Origin of the sequence: Stenotrophomonas sp. PS02301 (genome assembly GCF_029959485.1) — a bacterium.
Taxonomy (GTDB): Bacteria; Pseudomonadota; Gammaproteobacteria; order Xanthomonadales; family Xanthomonadaceae; genus Stenotrophomonas; species Stenotrophomonas maltophilia_Z.
The window spans coordinates 1-13549 of record NZ_JASCOO010000110.1; the positions used below are offsets into that span (position 1 = coordinate 1).

General features: G+C 66.7%; 11 protein-coding genes. 6 read left to right on the forward strand and 5 right to left on the reverse strand.

Features of this window, described 5'->3' with window-relative positions; all coding sequences use genetic code 11:
* The first annotated feature begins 189 nt into the window (after positions 1-189).
* The 3 genes from QMX81_RS18390 to QMX81_RS18400 all read left to right on the forward strand — a co-directional run bounded on the left by QMX81_RS18390 (position 190) and on the right by QMX81_RS18400 (position 4977).
* Positions 190-735 (forward strand): GNAT family N-acetyltransferase, encoded by a 546-nt coding sequence (locus QMX81_RS18390; protein WP_019184458.1) that lies wholly within the window; start codon positions 190-192, stop codon positions 733-735.
* A gap of 78 nt (positions 736-813) precedes the next feature.
* Positions 814-4281, forward strand: a complete 3468-nt coding sequence (gene mfd, locus QMX81_RS18395) for a transcription-repair coupling factor (protein ID WP_282263616.1) — start codon at positions 814-816, stop codon at positions 4279-4281.
* 114 nt (positions 4282-4395) lie between these two features.
* Positions 4396-4977 (forward strand): HD domain-containing phosphohydrolase, encoded by a 582-nt coding sequence (locus tag QMX81_RS18400; RefSeq protein WP_121041379.1) that lies wholly within the window; start codon positions 4396-4398, stop codon positions 4975-4977.
* Between the two features lie 84 nt (positions 4978-5061).
* Here QMX81_RS18400 and QMX81_RS18405 read toward each other — a convergent pair whose 3' ends face one another.
* Positions 5062-7155 carry a M13 family metallopeptidase gene (locus tag QMX81_RS18405; RefSeq protein WP_152151684.1) on the reverse strand — a complete coding sequence of 698 codons (2094 nt, stop codon included), beginning with the start codon at positions 7153-7155 and terminating at the stop codon, positions 5062-5064.
* A gap of 174 nt (positions 7156-7329) precedes the next feature.
* Between QMX81_RS18405 and QMX81_RS18410 the strand changes: the two genes are divergently transcribed.
* Entirely contained in the window at positions 7330-7752 is a 423-nt protein-coding gene (locus QMX81_RS18410; protein WP_147433893.1) for a hypothetical protein, read from the forward strand.
* Positions 7753-7847: 95 nt separating this feature from the next.
* On the opposite strand, the gene gpmA is transcribed toward QMX81_RS18410, so the two are convergent.
* Both gpmA and QMX81_RS18420 read right to left on the reverse strand, forming a co-directional pair.
* Complete coding sequence (gene gpmA, locus QMX81_RS18415) at positions 7848-8597, reverse strand: 2,3-diphosphoglycerate-dependent phosphoglycerate mutase (RefSeq protein ID WP_038689579.1); 750 nt, start codon at positions 8595-8597, stop codon at positions 7848-7850.
* 87 nt (positions 8598-8684) lie between these two features.
* Complete coding sequence (locus tag QMX81_RS18420) at positions 8685-9701, reverse strand: cation diffusion facilitator family transporter (protein ID WP_282263624.1); 1017 nt, start codon at positions 9699-9701, stop codon at positions 8685-8687.
* Positions 9702-9844: 143 nt separating this feature from the next.
* On the opposite strand from QMX81_RS18420, the gene QMX81_RS18425 reads away from it, so the two are divergent.
* Both QMX81_RS18425 and QMX81_RS18430 read left to right on the forward strand, forming a co-directional pair.
* Complete coding sequence (locus tag QMX81_RS18425) at positions 9845-11269, forward strand: diguanylate cyclase (RefSeq protein WP_282263625.1); 1425 nt, start codon at positions 9845-9847, stop codon at positions 11267-11269.
* Positions 11270-11400: 131 nt separating this feature from the next.
* Positions 11401-12534, forward strand: coding sequence for a metallophosphoesterase (locus tag QMX81_RS18430; protein ID WP_282263626.1), 1134 nt, complete (start codon positions 11401-11403; stop codon positions 12532-12534).
* 33 nt (positions 12535-12567) lie between these two features.
* Here the strand turns inward: QMX81_RS18430 and QMX81_RS18435 are convergent, their stop codons facing one another.
* Together QMX81_RS18435 and QMX81_RS18440 are read right to left on the reverse strand one after the other, a co-directional pair.
* On the reverse strand, positions 12568-12843 hold the full coding sequence (locus tag QMX81_RS18435) for a hypothetical protein (protein WP_121041369.1): 276 nt from the start codon (positions 12841-12843) through the stop codon (positions 12568-12570).
* 69 nt (positions 12844-12912) lie between these two features.
* A partial coding sequence (locus QMX81_RS18440; RefSeq protein ID WP_282263629.1) for a hypothetical protein occupies positions 12913-13549 on the reverse strand: 637 nt, incomplete at its 5' end.

Consider the following 13549-nt stretch of genomic DNA (forward strand, 5'->3'; position numbering starts at 1 on the left):
AGCAGCACCTGGGCGAGGCCGGCGCCTCGACCCGCCTGCAGTGGCTCAAGCAGGCCGAATGACCCCCTTCAGGCCAGGCCGGGATCCCGGCCTGGCCGACTCCTCCCGGCCGGATCGGCGTGAGTGATCCGTTCACGGAACGCTGCACCCGGGATGCGAGAATCCTGAGACCACCAAGGAATCACCGGTATGGCTACCCGTAACCGCATGCCGCCCTGGCACGAAATTTTCAAGGCACCCAGTGGCCACGAGCTGCTGATCCGCCCCATCCGGCCGGAAGACGGCCCGCCGCTGCATGCCGCCTTCAGCCTGTTCGGGCCGGAGGAGATCCGCGACCGTTTCCTGCAGTCGGTGACCGAGCTGTCGCCGGAAACCACGCAGCGCCTGACCCACCCCAATCCCAAGAGCGAAATCACCCTTGTCGCGGCCGAGTCGCTGCCCGCCGGTGAAGCCGTGGTGGGTGCGGTCGCGCGTGCCTCGATCATCCCCGGCACCCGCGAGGCCGAATACGCGATCCTGGTCAGCCGCTTCCTGGTCGGCCAGGGCCTGGGCCGGCAGTTGATGCGCAAGCTGGTCAAATGGGCGCGCGGCAAGTACCTGGATCGTCTGTACGGTGATGTTGCCGAAGAGAACGAGCCGATGAAGCAGCTGGCCGCCTCGCTGGGCTTCCAGCCGATCCCGCACCCGAACGGTACGCCGGGCCTGGTGCGCATGGTGCTCGAACTCGACAGCTGATGACGGGCGGCCGGGCACTGCCCGGCCGCTGCCGGATGACGCGGCCGCCACGCTGCGGTCTGCTAAAATCGACGGTTCATGTCACGCACCTCCTATCCCGTTCCGCCGCTGCCACGTCCTGGACAGCTCCGCGCCTGGTGGCGCGCTCCCGCTTCGGCGACAGCGCTGGCGTGGTACATCGCCCGCGCGGCACAGTCGCACGACGGGCCGTTGCTGGTGGTCGCCCGCGACAACCACGGCGCGAACCAGATCGAAGCGGATCTGCACACCCTGCTGGGCAGTGCCGGCGACGTGCCGATCGTGGCCTTCCCGGATTGGGAAACCCTGCCCTACGACGCCTTCAGCCCGCACCCGGACATCATTTCCCAGCGCCTGGCGGCGCTGCATGCCCTGCCGGCGCTGAAGCGCGGCATCGTGGTGGTGCCGGTGCAGACGCTGCTGCAGCAGTTGGCCCCGCTCAAGTACGTCATCGGCGGAAGCTTCGACCTCACCGTGGGCCAGCGCCTGGATCTGGACGCGGAAAAGCGCCGCCTGGAATCGGCCGGCTACCGCAACGTGCCGCAGGTGATGGACCCGGGTGATTTCGCCGTGCGTGGCGGCCTGCTCGATGTCTACCCGATGGGGGCCGAGGCGCCGCTGCGGGTGGAACTGCTCGATGAAGACATCGATTCGATCCGCGCGTTCGATCCGGAATCGCAGCGCTCGCTGGACAAGGTCGAGGCGGTGCACATGCTGCCCGGCCGTGAAGTACCGCTGGATGATCTCAGCGTCTCGCGCGTGCTCAACACGCTGCGCGAGCGCTTCGATGTGGATACCCGGCGCAGCGCGCTGTACCAGGATCTCAAGGCCGGTATCGCGCCGGCCGGCATCGAGTATTACCTGCCGCTGTTCTTCGACAAGACCGCGACCCTGCTCGATTACCTGCAGCCCAACGTGCTGCCGGTGCTGGCGCCGAACGTGTTCGATGCTGCGGCCGCCTTCTGGGCGCAGACGCAGAACCGCTACGAGCAGCGCCGCCACGATGTCGAGCGCCCGCTGCTGGCGCCGGAAGAGCTGTATGCCAGCCCCGAGCAACTGCGCGCCACGCTCAACGGCCTGGCCCGCGTCGAAGTCTGGCCACTGGATCACGACCGCATCGGCGACGCACAGCCGCTGGGCGACCAGCCCCTGCCGCCGCTGCCGGTGGCCGCACGTGATGCCCCGGCTGCCGAGGCACTGAAATCCTTCATCGGTCATTACCCGGGCCGCGTGCTGATCGCCGCAGATTCCGCCGGCCGCCGCGAAGCCCTGCTGGAAGTGCTGCTCGCCGCCGAGCTGAAGCCGCCAGTGGTCGCCGATCTGCCCGGCTTCCTGGCCGACGACAGCGTCCGCTTCGGCATTACCGTGGCGCCGCTGGAAGACGGTTTCGCGCTGGAAAGCCCGCCGATCGCGGTGCTGACCGAACGTCAGCTGTTCCCCGAACGCGCCGGCCAGCAGCGCCGCAGCCGCCGGGCCGGGCGCGAGCCCGAAGCGATCATCCGCGACCTCGGCGAGCTCAGCGAAGGTTCGCCGATCGTGCATGAAGACCACGGTGTCGGCCGCTACCGCGGCCTGATCGTGCTCGATGCCGGCGGCATGCCCGGCGAGTTCCTGGAAATCGAATACGCCAAGGGCGACCGCCTGTATGTGCCGGTTGCCCAGCTGCACCTGATCAGCCGCTATTCCGGTGCCTCGCCGGAAACCGCCCCGCTGCATTCGCTCGGTGGCGAGCAGTGGACCAAGGCCAAGCGCAAGGCGGCCGAAAAGGTCCGCGACGTTGCCGCCGAGCTGCTGGAAATCCAGGCGCGTCGGCGTGCCCGTGCCGGCCTGGCGCTGCATGTGGACCGCGCGATGTACGAGCCGTTCGCGGCCGGGTTCCCGTTCGAGGAAACCCCTGATCAGCTGGCCGCGATCGACGCGACCCTGCGCGATCTGGCCAGCAGCCAGCCGATGGACCGTGTGGTCTGCGGCGACGTCGGCTTCGGCAAGACCGAGGTCGCCGTGCGCGCCGCGTTCGCCGCCGCCAGCGCCGGCAAGCAGGTCGCCGTGCTGGTGCCGACCACCCTGCTGGCCGAACAGCACTACCGCAACTTCCGCGATCGCTTCGCCGATTGGCCGCTCAAGGTGGAGGTGCTGTCGCGCTTCAAATCCACCAAGGAGATCAAGGCCGAACTGGAGAAGGTCGCCGCCGGCACCATCGACGTCATCATCGGTACCCATCGCCTGCTGCAGCCGGACGTGAAGTTCAAGGACCTCGGTCTGGTCGTGGTCGATGAGGAGCAGCGCTTCGGTGTGCGGCAGAAGGAAGCGCTCAAGGCGATGCGCGCCAACGTGCATCTGCTCACGCTGACCGCCACGCCGATTCCCCGCACGCTCAACATGGCCATGGCCGGGCTGCGTGATCTGTCGATCATCGCCACGCCGCCGCCGAACCGGCTGGCGGTCAAGACGTTCATCACCGCCTGGGACAACGCGCTGCTGCGCGAAGCCTTCCAGCGCGAACTGGCCCGTGGTGGCCAGCTGTACTTCCTGCACAACGATGTGGAGAGCATCGGCCGCATGCAGCGCGAGCTGGCCGAGCTGGTGCCCGAAGCACGCATCGGCATCGCCCATGGGCAGATGCCCGAGCGCGAGCTGGAGCGGGTGATGCTGGACTTCCAGAAGCAGCGCTTCAACGTGCTGCTGTCGACCACGATCATCGAATCGGGCATCGACATCCCCAACGCCAATACCATCATCATCAACCGCGCCGACCGCTTCGGCCTGGCCCAGCTGCACCAGCTGCGTGGCCGCGTGGGTCGCTCGCACCACCGGGCGTACGCCTACCTGGTGGTGCCGGACAAGCGCGCGATGACGCCTGATGCCGAAAAGCGCCTGGAGGCGATCGCCTCGATGGACGAACTCGGTGCCGGCTTCACCCTGGCCACCCACGATCTGGAAATCCGCGGCGCCGGCGAGCTGCTCGGCGAGGACCAGAGCGGCCAGATGGCCGAGGTCGGCTTCAGCCTCTACACCGAGTTGCTGGAACGTGCGGTGCGCAGCATCCGCCTGGGCAAGCTGCCCGATCTGGACGCCGGCGAAGAGGCACGCGGTGCCGAGGTCGAGCTGCATGTGCCCGCCTTGATCCCCGACGCCTACCTGCCCGACGTGCACACCCGCCTGACCCTGTACAAGCGCATCAGCAGTGCGCGTGACAGTGCTGAGCTGCGCGAACTGCAGGTGGAGATGATCGACCGCTTCGGGCTGTTGCCGGACCCGGCCAAGCACCTGTTCGCGATTGCCGAGCTCAAGCTGCAGGCCAACGTGTTGGGCATCCGCAAGCTGGAGCTGGGCGAGAACGGCGGCCGCATCGTGTTCAATCCCAAGCCGGAGATCGACCCGATGGCGGTGATCCAGCTGATCCAGAAGCAGCCCAAGCTGTACGCGATGGATGGGCCGGACAAGCTGCGCATCAAGCACCCGTTGCCGCTGCCGGAAGACCGCTTCAGCGCCGCCAAGGCCCTGTTGCTGACCCTCTCACCGCGCTGATTTCACGCCTGGCGTCGGTCGCCAGGCGCTATCGTTCAAGGGGCAGGCGCCACGTGGCGGCCTGCCCGACCCCGGCACTGACGGCCGGCCATCCGACCCCACGTGACCGCCCCCATGTTCGACGACACCCCTTCGCAGGTCTGCTCCATCGATGCGCTGTCGATGTCGTTACAGATGCGCGACCAGTACACCCGTTTCCACTGCGACCGGGTCGGCCTGCTCGGCGATCAGCTGGGGCGCCTGTGCGATCTGGACGACACGCAGCGCGCGCATCTGGCGCTGGCCGCGCGCTTCCATGACATCGGCAAGATCGGCATTCCGGACAACGTGCTGTTGTATCCCGCGCGCCTGGACGACGCTCAGCGCGCGATCATGCGCACCCACCCCGAACGTGGTGAGCGTATCTTCGCCACCACCGGGCGCAGTGATGCCGCCGAGGTGGCGCGGTTGATCCGCAGCCATCACGAGGCCTTCGATGGCAGTGGTTATCCGGATGGCCTGAAAGGCAGCGACATTCCGCTGGGCGCACGCGTGCTCACCATCGTCGATGGGTACGACGCCATGACCACCACCCGCCCGTACCGCGGCCCGATGCCGCATGCCAAGGCGATGGGCATCCTCGCCGAGCAGCAGGGTGGCCTGGTCGACCCGCAGGTGTTCGGCCTGTTCACCCGGATGATGGCCTCCGCTACGTAGTCTCCGCTTGGGTTTGCCGCGAGCGTGCTGGAAAAGAAAAACCCGGCGTCCGCCGGGTTTTTCATGTCACTCAACCGCGTGCGATCACCAGATCACAACGCGCTTGTCGTCGGCCCGCACCATCGCATCGCCGGCCTTGCACTCGAACGCCTGCGCGTACGCGGGCATGTTCGAGGGCGCGCCATTGGCACGGAAGTTGGCCGGAGCGTGCGGATCGGTGTTCAGGCGCACGCGCAGCTCGCCTTCGTTGAAGTTGCGGCGCCACACGGTGGCCCAGTTCATGAAGAAGCGCTGGTCCTGCGTGTGGCCGTCCACCGCTACGTTGGCCTTCGGGTCTTCCTTCAGCGCCATCTGCAGCGCGTCGTAGGCCACGGTCAGGCCACCCAGGTCGCCGATGTTCTCGCCCAGGGTCAGCTTGCCCTTCACGTTCACGCCCGGCAGCGACTCATAGCCGTCGAACTGCGCGACCAGCTGGTCGGTCCGCTGGGTGAAGGCCGCACGGTCGCTGTCGGTCCACCAGTTGTCGAAGTTGCCGTTGGCGGCGAACTGGCTGCCCGAGTCGTCATAGCCGTGCATCATTTCGTGGCCGATGACCGCGCCGATGCCGCCGTAGTTCAGCGCCGGATCGGCCTTGGCGTCGAAGAACGGCGCTTGCAGGATCGCCGCCGGGAACACGATCTCGTTCTTGGTGGCGTTGTAGTAGGCGTTGACGGTCTGCGGGGTCATGCCCCACTCGGTCTTGTCGACCGGCTTGCCGATCTTGTTGAGCATGAAGCGGTAGTTGAACGTGCGCGCGGCCTGCATGTTGCCCAGGTAGCTGTCGCCGTTGGTTTCCAGGCCCGACCAGTCACGCCACTTGTCCGGGTAGCCGATCTTCGGGGTGAAGCTGGCCCACTTCTCCAGTGCCTTCTTGCGGGTGTCTTCGCTCATCCACTCCAGCTTCTCCAGGCGCGCCTTCAGCGCCACCGAGAGGTTCTCCACCAGGTGCTGCATCTGCACCTTGGAGTCGGCCGGGAACACCGCGTCGACATACATCTGGCCCAGGCCTTCGCCGATGGCGCCGTTGACCGACTCCAGCACACGCTTCCAGCGCGGCTGCATTTCCTTCTGGCCACGCAGGGTGGTGCTGTAGAAATCGAAGTTGGCCTTTTCGAAGGCGCTGCTCAGGTACGGCGAGGCGTCATCGATGGTGTGGAAGCGCAGGTAGGCCTGCCAGGTGGCGGCCGGTACGTCGGCCAGCATCTTGTCCACTTCACCGAAGAAGCCCGGCTGGGCCATCGAGAACTTCTGCGCGGCCGGCACCTTCAGGGTATCGAACAGGGCGGTCCAGCTGAAGTTCGGGGTCAGCTTGTCCGCATCAGCAGCGCTGACCGGGTTGTAACGCTTGGCCGGGTCACGCATGTCGATGCGCGACATCGAGGCCTGGGCCAGACGCGTTTCGAACTCCATCACGGCCTTGGCCTGGGACTTGGCCTGCTCGGCATCGACGCCGGACAGGGTCAGCACCTGGGCGATGTAGGCAACGTACGCGTCGCGGATCTTGGCCTGCGAATCGTCGAAGTAATAGCCCTTCTCCGGCAGGCCGAGGCCACCCTGGCCGACATAGGCGATGACGTTGGCCGAATCCTTGTAATCGGCATTGGCGAACAGCGAGAACAGCACGCCCTGGCCCACCGCCTGGCTGTCGCGCAGGTACTGGGTGATCGCGGCGGTGTCGTTCAGCGCGGCGATCTTGTCCAGCTGCGGCTGCAGCGGGGTGATGCCGGCGGCGTCGATCTTGGCCTCGTCCGAACCGGTCTTCCAGATGTCGCCGATCTTGGCTTCCACCGTGCCGGCCTTGGCCTGGCTGGCGGCGGCCTGCTGGACCAGCGCGTGCTGCACTTCCAGCGAGCGCTCGCGCAGGATTTCGAAGCTGCCCCAGGTGGTCTGGTCGTTCGGGACCGGGTTGGCCTTGAGCCACTTGCTGTTCACGAACCCGTTGAGGTCGGTACAGGCGGCGATGGCGGTGTCCAGATCGGCAGTGTTGAGCGAGATCAGCGCGGTCTTGATCTGCGACTGATCAAACGCCGGCGTGGCATCGGCGGTGGCGGCAGGCGCGGTATCGGTCTTGCCACAGGAGGCCAGCGACACGGCGATGGCGGCGGTCAGACCCAGCGGGACCAGCTTGGAAAACTTCATTCGACTCTCCGGCTACAGATGGATGCATCACCCGGACCACGGGCAATCGGGCAGCGTAGCGCGGGAGGGGCCGGTGCGGACCGGCCAAAGGTCACACACCGGGAGCGACGAGACGCCTTGCTCGTAGAGCAGCAGGAGCTCTATGGTGAGAAATCGTGAAAAATGTGAGGTGCAATGAATAAATACAGGCTTGTAAAACAAGAGAATGAGTGGGGATGCGGCGTCGCTTGCGTGGCTTCTCTTCTTGGAATTGAGTACGACGCAGCCCTCAAACGGCTTGAGCACCATAAGGACGGGAAACTGGACGAAGCGCCGCTTGGACTAGATGTTCATGAAATCATCTGGTCCCTTGCAGACCACGATCTCTGGTACATCGCAGATTGGCGTAGACCTGCGCAGTTCCCAGTAGGATCGATCGTCTGCATCCGAGGCGAAGCGCCCTACCAATCTGATCACTATTTGCTGATGACGCCCCAAGGCTGGATGGACCCATGGCACAACACCAGCAAGAACGTCTCCGCAATCAAAGCTGATTATCGGGATGCCCTCCCCATTGGCACAGAGTTTATTGTTGCACTGATGCCACGAGAACCGTGAAGCCCCACCGGAACACAGGGAGCGAACCTGTGGTGGAGCGCCCGATATCAAAGGGCGAACAAAACGAAAGGCCGGCATTTGCCGGCCTTTCGCTCTTACTTCGCTTTACCCTGGTTCGCCACGGCCTCGGCGGCCTTGCGTGCCGCTTCCGGGTCGCCCAGGTAGCGGAACGACTGCACCGTCAGGTCGTCGTTGAGTTCGAACAGCAGCGGGATGCCGGTCGGGATGTTGAGCTCCAGGATCGCTTCCTGCGAAACATTGTTGAGGTACTTGTACAGCGCGCGCAGCGAATTGCCGTGCGCGGTGACCAGTACGGTCTTGCCGTCCTTGAGCTGGGGGGCGATCGCATCGAACCAGTACGGCAACACGCGGTCCAGCGTGGTGGCCAGCGATTCGGTGCCCGGCAGCGCGTTGCGGTCCAGGCCGGCATAGCGGCGGTCGTGGATCGGGTGGCCCGGGTCCTCGATGTCCATCGCCGGCGGCGGGATGTCGTAGGAACGGCGCCAGATCTTGACCTGGTCCTCGCCGTGCTTGGCGGCGGTCTCGGCCTTGTCCAGGCCCTGCAGGCCGCCGTAATGGCGCTCGTTCAAGCGCCAGCTCTTGCTGACCGGCAGCCAGTCCTGGTCCAGCTCGGCCAGGGCACCCTGCAGGGTGTGGATGGCGCGCTTGAGCACCGAGGTATGCGCGACATCGAACTGCAGCCCTTCTTCACGCATCAGGCGGCCGGCGGCGGCAGCCTCGCGGCGGCCCTGTTCGGTCAGTTCCACGTCCACCCAGCCGGTGAAGCGGTTGTCCAGGTTCCACTGGCTCTGGCCGTGGCGCAACAGTACGAGTTTCCGGGTCACTGCAGTATCTCCGACAGATGGCAAGGCAGACCCGCATTGTAGCGGCAACCCTGCCCTGCCCGTCCGCCGTGGGGCCGCCGGTAGACCTCAGGGATGCGGATGCCCGTGATGGCCCTGCGCGTCCGGTGCAGCGCGGTGGCTGTCGTGGCTGTCGTGCGCATGGGCCGCGTGGTCGTGCCCCGCATGGTCATCGGCGTGCCGGTCGCGGGGGCTGCCGACGCTGCAGGGATCGCCGCAGTGGTCGGCCTCGATCTGCAGGGTCACATGGTCGATGCCGTACTGCTCGTGCAACCGGGTGCCCAGCTCGCGACGTAGGCGGTCCGCATTCACACCGGTGCCCATCACCACGTGCGCGGTCAGTGCCGGGGTGCTGGACGCCAGCGCCCAGACGTGCAGGTCGTGCACGTCCACCACCCCATCGTGGGCACACAGGGTGCCGCGTACCGCCGCGACATCCATGCCCTTGGGCACGCCTTCCAGCAGCACGTTGATCGCCTCGCGCATCAACACCCAGGTGCGCGGCAGTACCCACAGGCCGATCAGCACGGCCAGGATCGGATCGATCGGCTTCCAGCCGGTCCAGCGGATCAGCAACGCGCCGAGGATCACCGCTACCGAGCCGAGCATGTCCGCCCAGACTTCCAGGTACGCGCCTTTGACGTTGAGGCTCTCGCCGCTGCCGGCGCGCAGCAGGCGCATCGAGATGAGATTGATCACCAGCCCGAACACCGCGATCACCAGCATGCCGGTGGAGGCGATTTCCTGCGGCGCGCGGAAGCGCTGCACCGCCTCCCACAGAATGTAGCCGGCGACCACGAACAGCATGCCGCCGTTGATCATCGCGCCGATGGCTTCCAGCCGCGCATAGCCGTAGGTGCGCTTGGCATCGGGCGGGCGCCGGCTGAGCCGGACCGCGACCAGCGCGACCATCAGCGCGAGCGTATCGGTGGCCATGTGCGCGGCATCGGACAACAGTGCCAGGCTGTTGGTCCAGAACGCGCCGGCCACCTCCACCAGCAGGAAGGTGGTGGTCAGCCCCAGCGCCCACCACAGCGGCTTTTCGTGGCGGATCTCGCTGGGCAGATGGTCGTGGTCGTGACCCATGAAAGCTCTCCTGGACAATGCCGGCAGGGTAAGCAGCGCCTCGCGCGGAGACTATTACACTTACCGCAGCGTTCAGTTTGCAACTCAATAACACCAGCGCCCGGCCGCTACCTCTCGACGGCCTGTGTGGCGGGAAGACAATCGTGCATAACGTTCCAAATCTTGATGAGGCCAGCCAACCGCTGGCGCTGGCCTGGGCACAGACGCTGGCGCAGACGCCGGCCGCTGCGGCGACACTGCTGGCGAGCCTGTCGACGGAGAGCCCGCCCGGGCTGGCCCACCACTTCTACGACGTGCTGCTCGAAGACCCGCGCGCGAGCCGGTTCCTCTCGCACGACCAGGTGCGGCTGCGCCTGAAACCGGCGATGCAGCGGTGGCTGCAGCAGATCCTTACCGCCACGCCGGACAGCATCAACGCGCTGGTCGCCGCACAGCGCGTGATCGGTGACGTGCATGCCCGTGTGGGCATTCCGGTGGATCTGGTGGCCCGCGGCGCGCGTGTACTCAAGCATCGCCTGTTCGACCGCATCATCGCGCAGGCCGACGACAGTGCGACCGCGTTCGCGGCGATCCACTGCCTCAGCGCCTCGATGGATATCGCCCTGGAAGGCATGACGCTGGCCTACACGCATGCACGCGAGCGCTCTTCACGGACCGATGCGGCGTATCGCCTGTTCTCGCTGGTGCAGAACGTCAGCACCGAGCGCGAACGGCAACGCGCCCTGCTGCTGGACTGGGAGAACGCGCTGCTCTACGCGATGGCCAGCCAGAATGTCGAGGCCGAGCTCACCGGGCTGGCACAATCGGAGTTCGGCCTGTGGTTCACCCACAAGGGCATTCCGAGTTTCGGCGAAAGCAGCGAGACCGGCCAGGTCGGTGCACTGGTCGCCGCGGTCGATACGCAGTTGCAGGAAGCGCTTGCGCATGCCGATTTCGCGGCGCGCTTCGGGGCATTGCAGGGTATCCGCGAGCGGCTGGCGCAGATCCGCACATTGATGGGCATGTTGTTCGAACGGATCGGCGAGCTCGATGCGGGCAGCGATGCACTGACCAACCTGCTCAACCGCCGCTTCCTGCCGACCGTGCTGCGCCGGGAAATCGAACTGGCCAATTCCACGCAGACGCCGTTCTCGGTGCTGCTGCTGGATCTGGACCATTTCAAGGCGATCAACGATGCGCACGGCCATGACGGCGGCGACCGCGCCCTGCAGCACGTGGCCGCCCTGCTCGGCCAGCTTACCCGCGGCAGCGACTACCTGTTCCGTTATGGCGGGGAGGAATTCGTGGTGGTGCTGGTGGCCGCCACCGCCGCCCAGGCCGAGGTGATCGCCGAGAACCTGCGCAAGCACATCGCGCAGAGCCCGGTGCAACTGGCCAGTGGCCAGAACCTGTCGCTGACCACCAGCATCGGCGTGGCCGCGCATGATGGTCATCCCGACTACGAGCGGCTGATGGCGCGCGCCGATGCGGCGATGTACCAGGCCAAGAAGCGGGGCCGGGACCGGGTAGTGCTGGCCAGCGATGACCTGCCCGATGCCCCCGGGCGAAAGGCGCTGCAGCGCGGGTGACCCTGTGTGGCCGACGGCAGCGCCGGCCCATCCGCCCGTTGCGGCATGCATGGCTGACCAATGGCGCATGCCCGGCGCCCTCCGTGCGGCGTAGCATCGCGGCATTGCCGTCCGCCACAGGAATTCCCCCGATGTCGATCCTCCGCGCCCTGACCCGCCCTGGCCTGTTGCTGCTCCAGTCAGCGCTGATGATGACGCCGCTGCTGGCCACGGCACGCGAGGTGGCGGCGCCGGCCGAGCACGTGGATGCCGATGGACCGTACGTATTTCGTACCGCCAAGGGGCTGGAAGCGGCCTGGGTGTGCAAGGACCACGTGATCCGCCGCGAGCTGCCGGCACGCGGCGAGGCCACCGAGGTCGCCCCCGAGTGCGGCTATCCGCACCCCCTGACCGTGCTGCCGCCGCGCACGGCGGAGATCGCCAGATTCCCGGCCACGCCGCGGATCGTCGCGCTGTCGGACATCCACGGCCAGTACGGCCTGCTCGTGACGCTGCTGCGCGCCCACCACGTGATCGACAGCGAAGACCGCTGGTCGCTGGGCGACGCCACACTGGTGGTGGCCGGCGATGTATTCGACCGCGGCCCGCAGGTCACCGAAGCATTCTGGCTGCTGTACAGCCTGCAGCAGCAGGCCGCGGCAGCCGGTGGTGCGGTGCACTTCGTGCTCGGCAATCACGAGACGATGGTGCTCTACAACGACCTGCGCTACGTCAACCCGAAGTACCTCAAGACCGCGCAGCTGCTCGGCCGTTCCTACCCCGCGCTGTACGGTCCGGATTCGACGATCGGCCAGTGGCTGCGCACCCGTCCGGTGCTGATGCGCATCGGGGACACCCTGTTCCTGCACGGCGGCATCGCACCGGAAAACCTGGACCTGGTGCGCAACATGGATACCACCAACGCCGGCTACCAGGCCGCAGTCGGGCTGCCCAAGGCGCAGGTCAAGGCTGCACCGGACACTGCCCGGCTGTTCGATGGCAAGACCAGCCCGATCTGGTACCGCGGCTACTTCGATGGCCGCATGGATACCGCCCAGGTCGAGACGCTGCTCAAACAGCTCGACCTCGCCCGCATCGTGGTCGGCCACACCTCGATGCCGCATGTCAGCAGCTTCCATGGCGACCGCATCATCGCCATCGACAGCAGCATCAAGAACGGTGAGAACGGCGAGCTGCTGTTCATCGAGAACGGCGCGCTCAGCCGCGGCCTGCTGGATGGCTCGCGGGTACCGCTGGCCGAAGGCCGGCTCGGCGAAAGCGACTGACCCGGCCGTTCTGGCCGGTCAGTCCGCCGCAGCTCACCGTGGCGTGTAGATGCGCGAGACCATCCAGCCGCCGTGACTGCGGAAGCGGCCGCTGTCGCCGGTCAAGGCGAAACGCACTGCAATGACCGCGGCGCGCCCGCGGGAGCAATGCCAGTCGCGCGCGTTGCGATAGGCCTTGCGGAAGGCACGGAACGGGCCGCGTGCCTGCGTGGCGTCCCGTTCGGCGTCAGCCGGGTTCAGGGCATCGGTGGAGGCTGTTGGCGGATGCGCTGCAGCGCGGGTGGCGTCCGGATGGAGAGGGTTTGACATGGTGTCCCTTCGATCAACGAGGCCCGGAATCGGCCTCCTGATCGATAAACCGTGAAGACCATCACAAAACTATCGCCCCCCGGACAGACCCGCTTCGTGATCCGCCATGCGCTGTTCCAACCCCTTGATACGACTCAAGAATTCCGACGTCGGCGCCAGCTCCTTCAAGTGCGGCCGGGCCCGCGCGATCTGGGCGCGGGCGCCAGCCCCATCGCCGTTGGCGAACATTGCCTCGGCCAGCGGGATACGCCACTTGGCGGTGGCCGTGGAATCGGCCCCGTAGAAACCAGCGAATGTGTCCACCAACTGGGCTGACAGCGGCACTGCCGCGGGATCGTCACGGCGCTGGGCAAGCAGTGCCTGCTGCATCTGCAGGCGCAGCCCCAGCCACGGGGGCAGGCTCGGATGGGCCTGGCCGAACGCGGCGAGGGCCCGGGCAGCCTCGGCATGCTGTCCGGCCCGGGTCAGCCATTCAATCTCGACCAGGCGCAGCACCAGCAGCTGCGGCGACTCGGGCGGGAGTTCGCGCCGCCACAGGGCGGCCACCTGCTGCAGCGGTGCCTGCGCCTCGGCCGTGCGGTCGGTCCGCAGCAGCAACCGCGCCAGCACCATGTCCACGTCGAGTGTGTCGGCGTGCTCGGGCCCGCGCAGCGCCCGATAGCGCGCCCGCGCAGCGCGGGAGTTCTGTTCGGCCTGCACGTAGTCG

Excerpts from the sequence above, each read along its gene's own strand:
- QMX81_RS18390 (WP_019184458.1), top strand. The coding sequence starts at position 190 with ATGGCTACCCGTAACCGCATGCCGCCCTGGCACGAAATTTTCAAGGCA.
- mfd (WP_282263616.1), top strand. The coding sequence starts at position 814 with ATGTCACGCACCTCCTATCCCGTTCCGCCGCTGCCACGTCCTGGACAG.
- QMX81_RS18400 (WP_121041379.1), top strand. The coding sequence starts at position 4,396 with ATGTTCGACGACACCCCTTCGCAGGTCTGCTCCATCGATGCGCTGTCG.
- QMX81_RS18405 (WP_152151684.1), bottom strand. The coding sequence starts at position 7,155 with ATGAAGTTTTCCAAGCTGGTCCCGCTGGGTCTGACCGCCGCCATCGCC.
- QMX81_RS18410 (WP_147433893.1), top strand. The coding sequence starts at position 7,330 with ATGAATAAATACAGGCTTGTAAAACAAGAGAATGAGTGGGGATGCGGC.
- QMX81_RS18420 (WP_282263624.1), bottom strand. The coding sequence starts at position 9,701 with ATGGGTCACGACCACGACCATCTGCCCAGCGAGATCCGCCACGAAAAG.
- QMX81_RS18430 (WP_282263626.1), top strand. The coding sequence starts at position 11,401 with ATGTCGATCCTCCGCGCCCTGACCCGCCCTGGCCTGTTGCTGCTCCAG.
- QMX81_RS18435 (WP_121041369.1), bottom strand. The coding sequence starts at position 12,843 with ATGTCAAACCCTCTCCATCCGGACGCCACCCGCGCTGCAGCGCATCCG.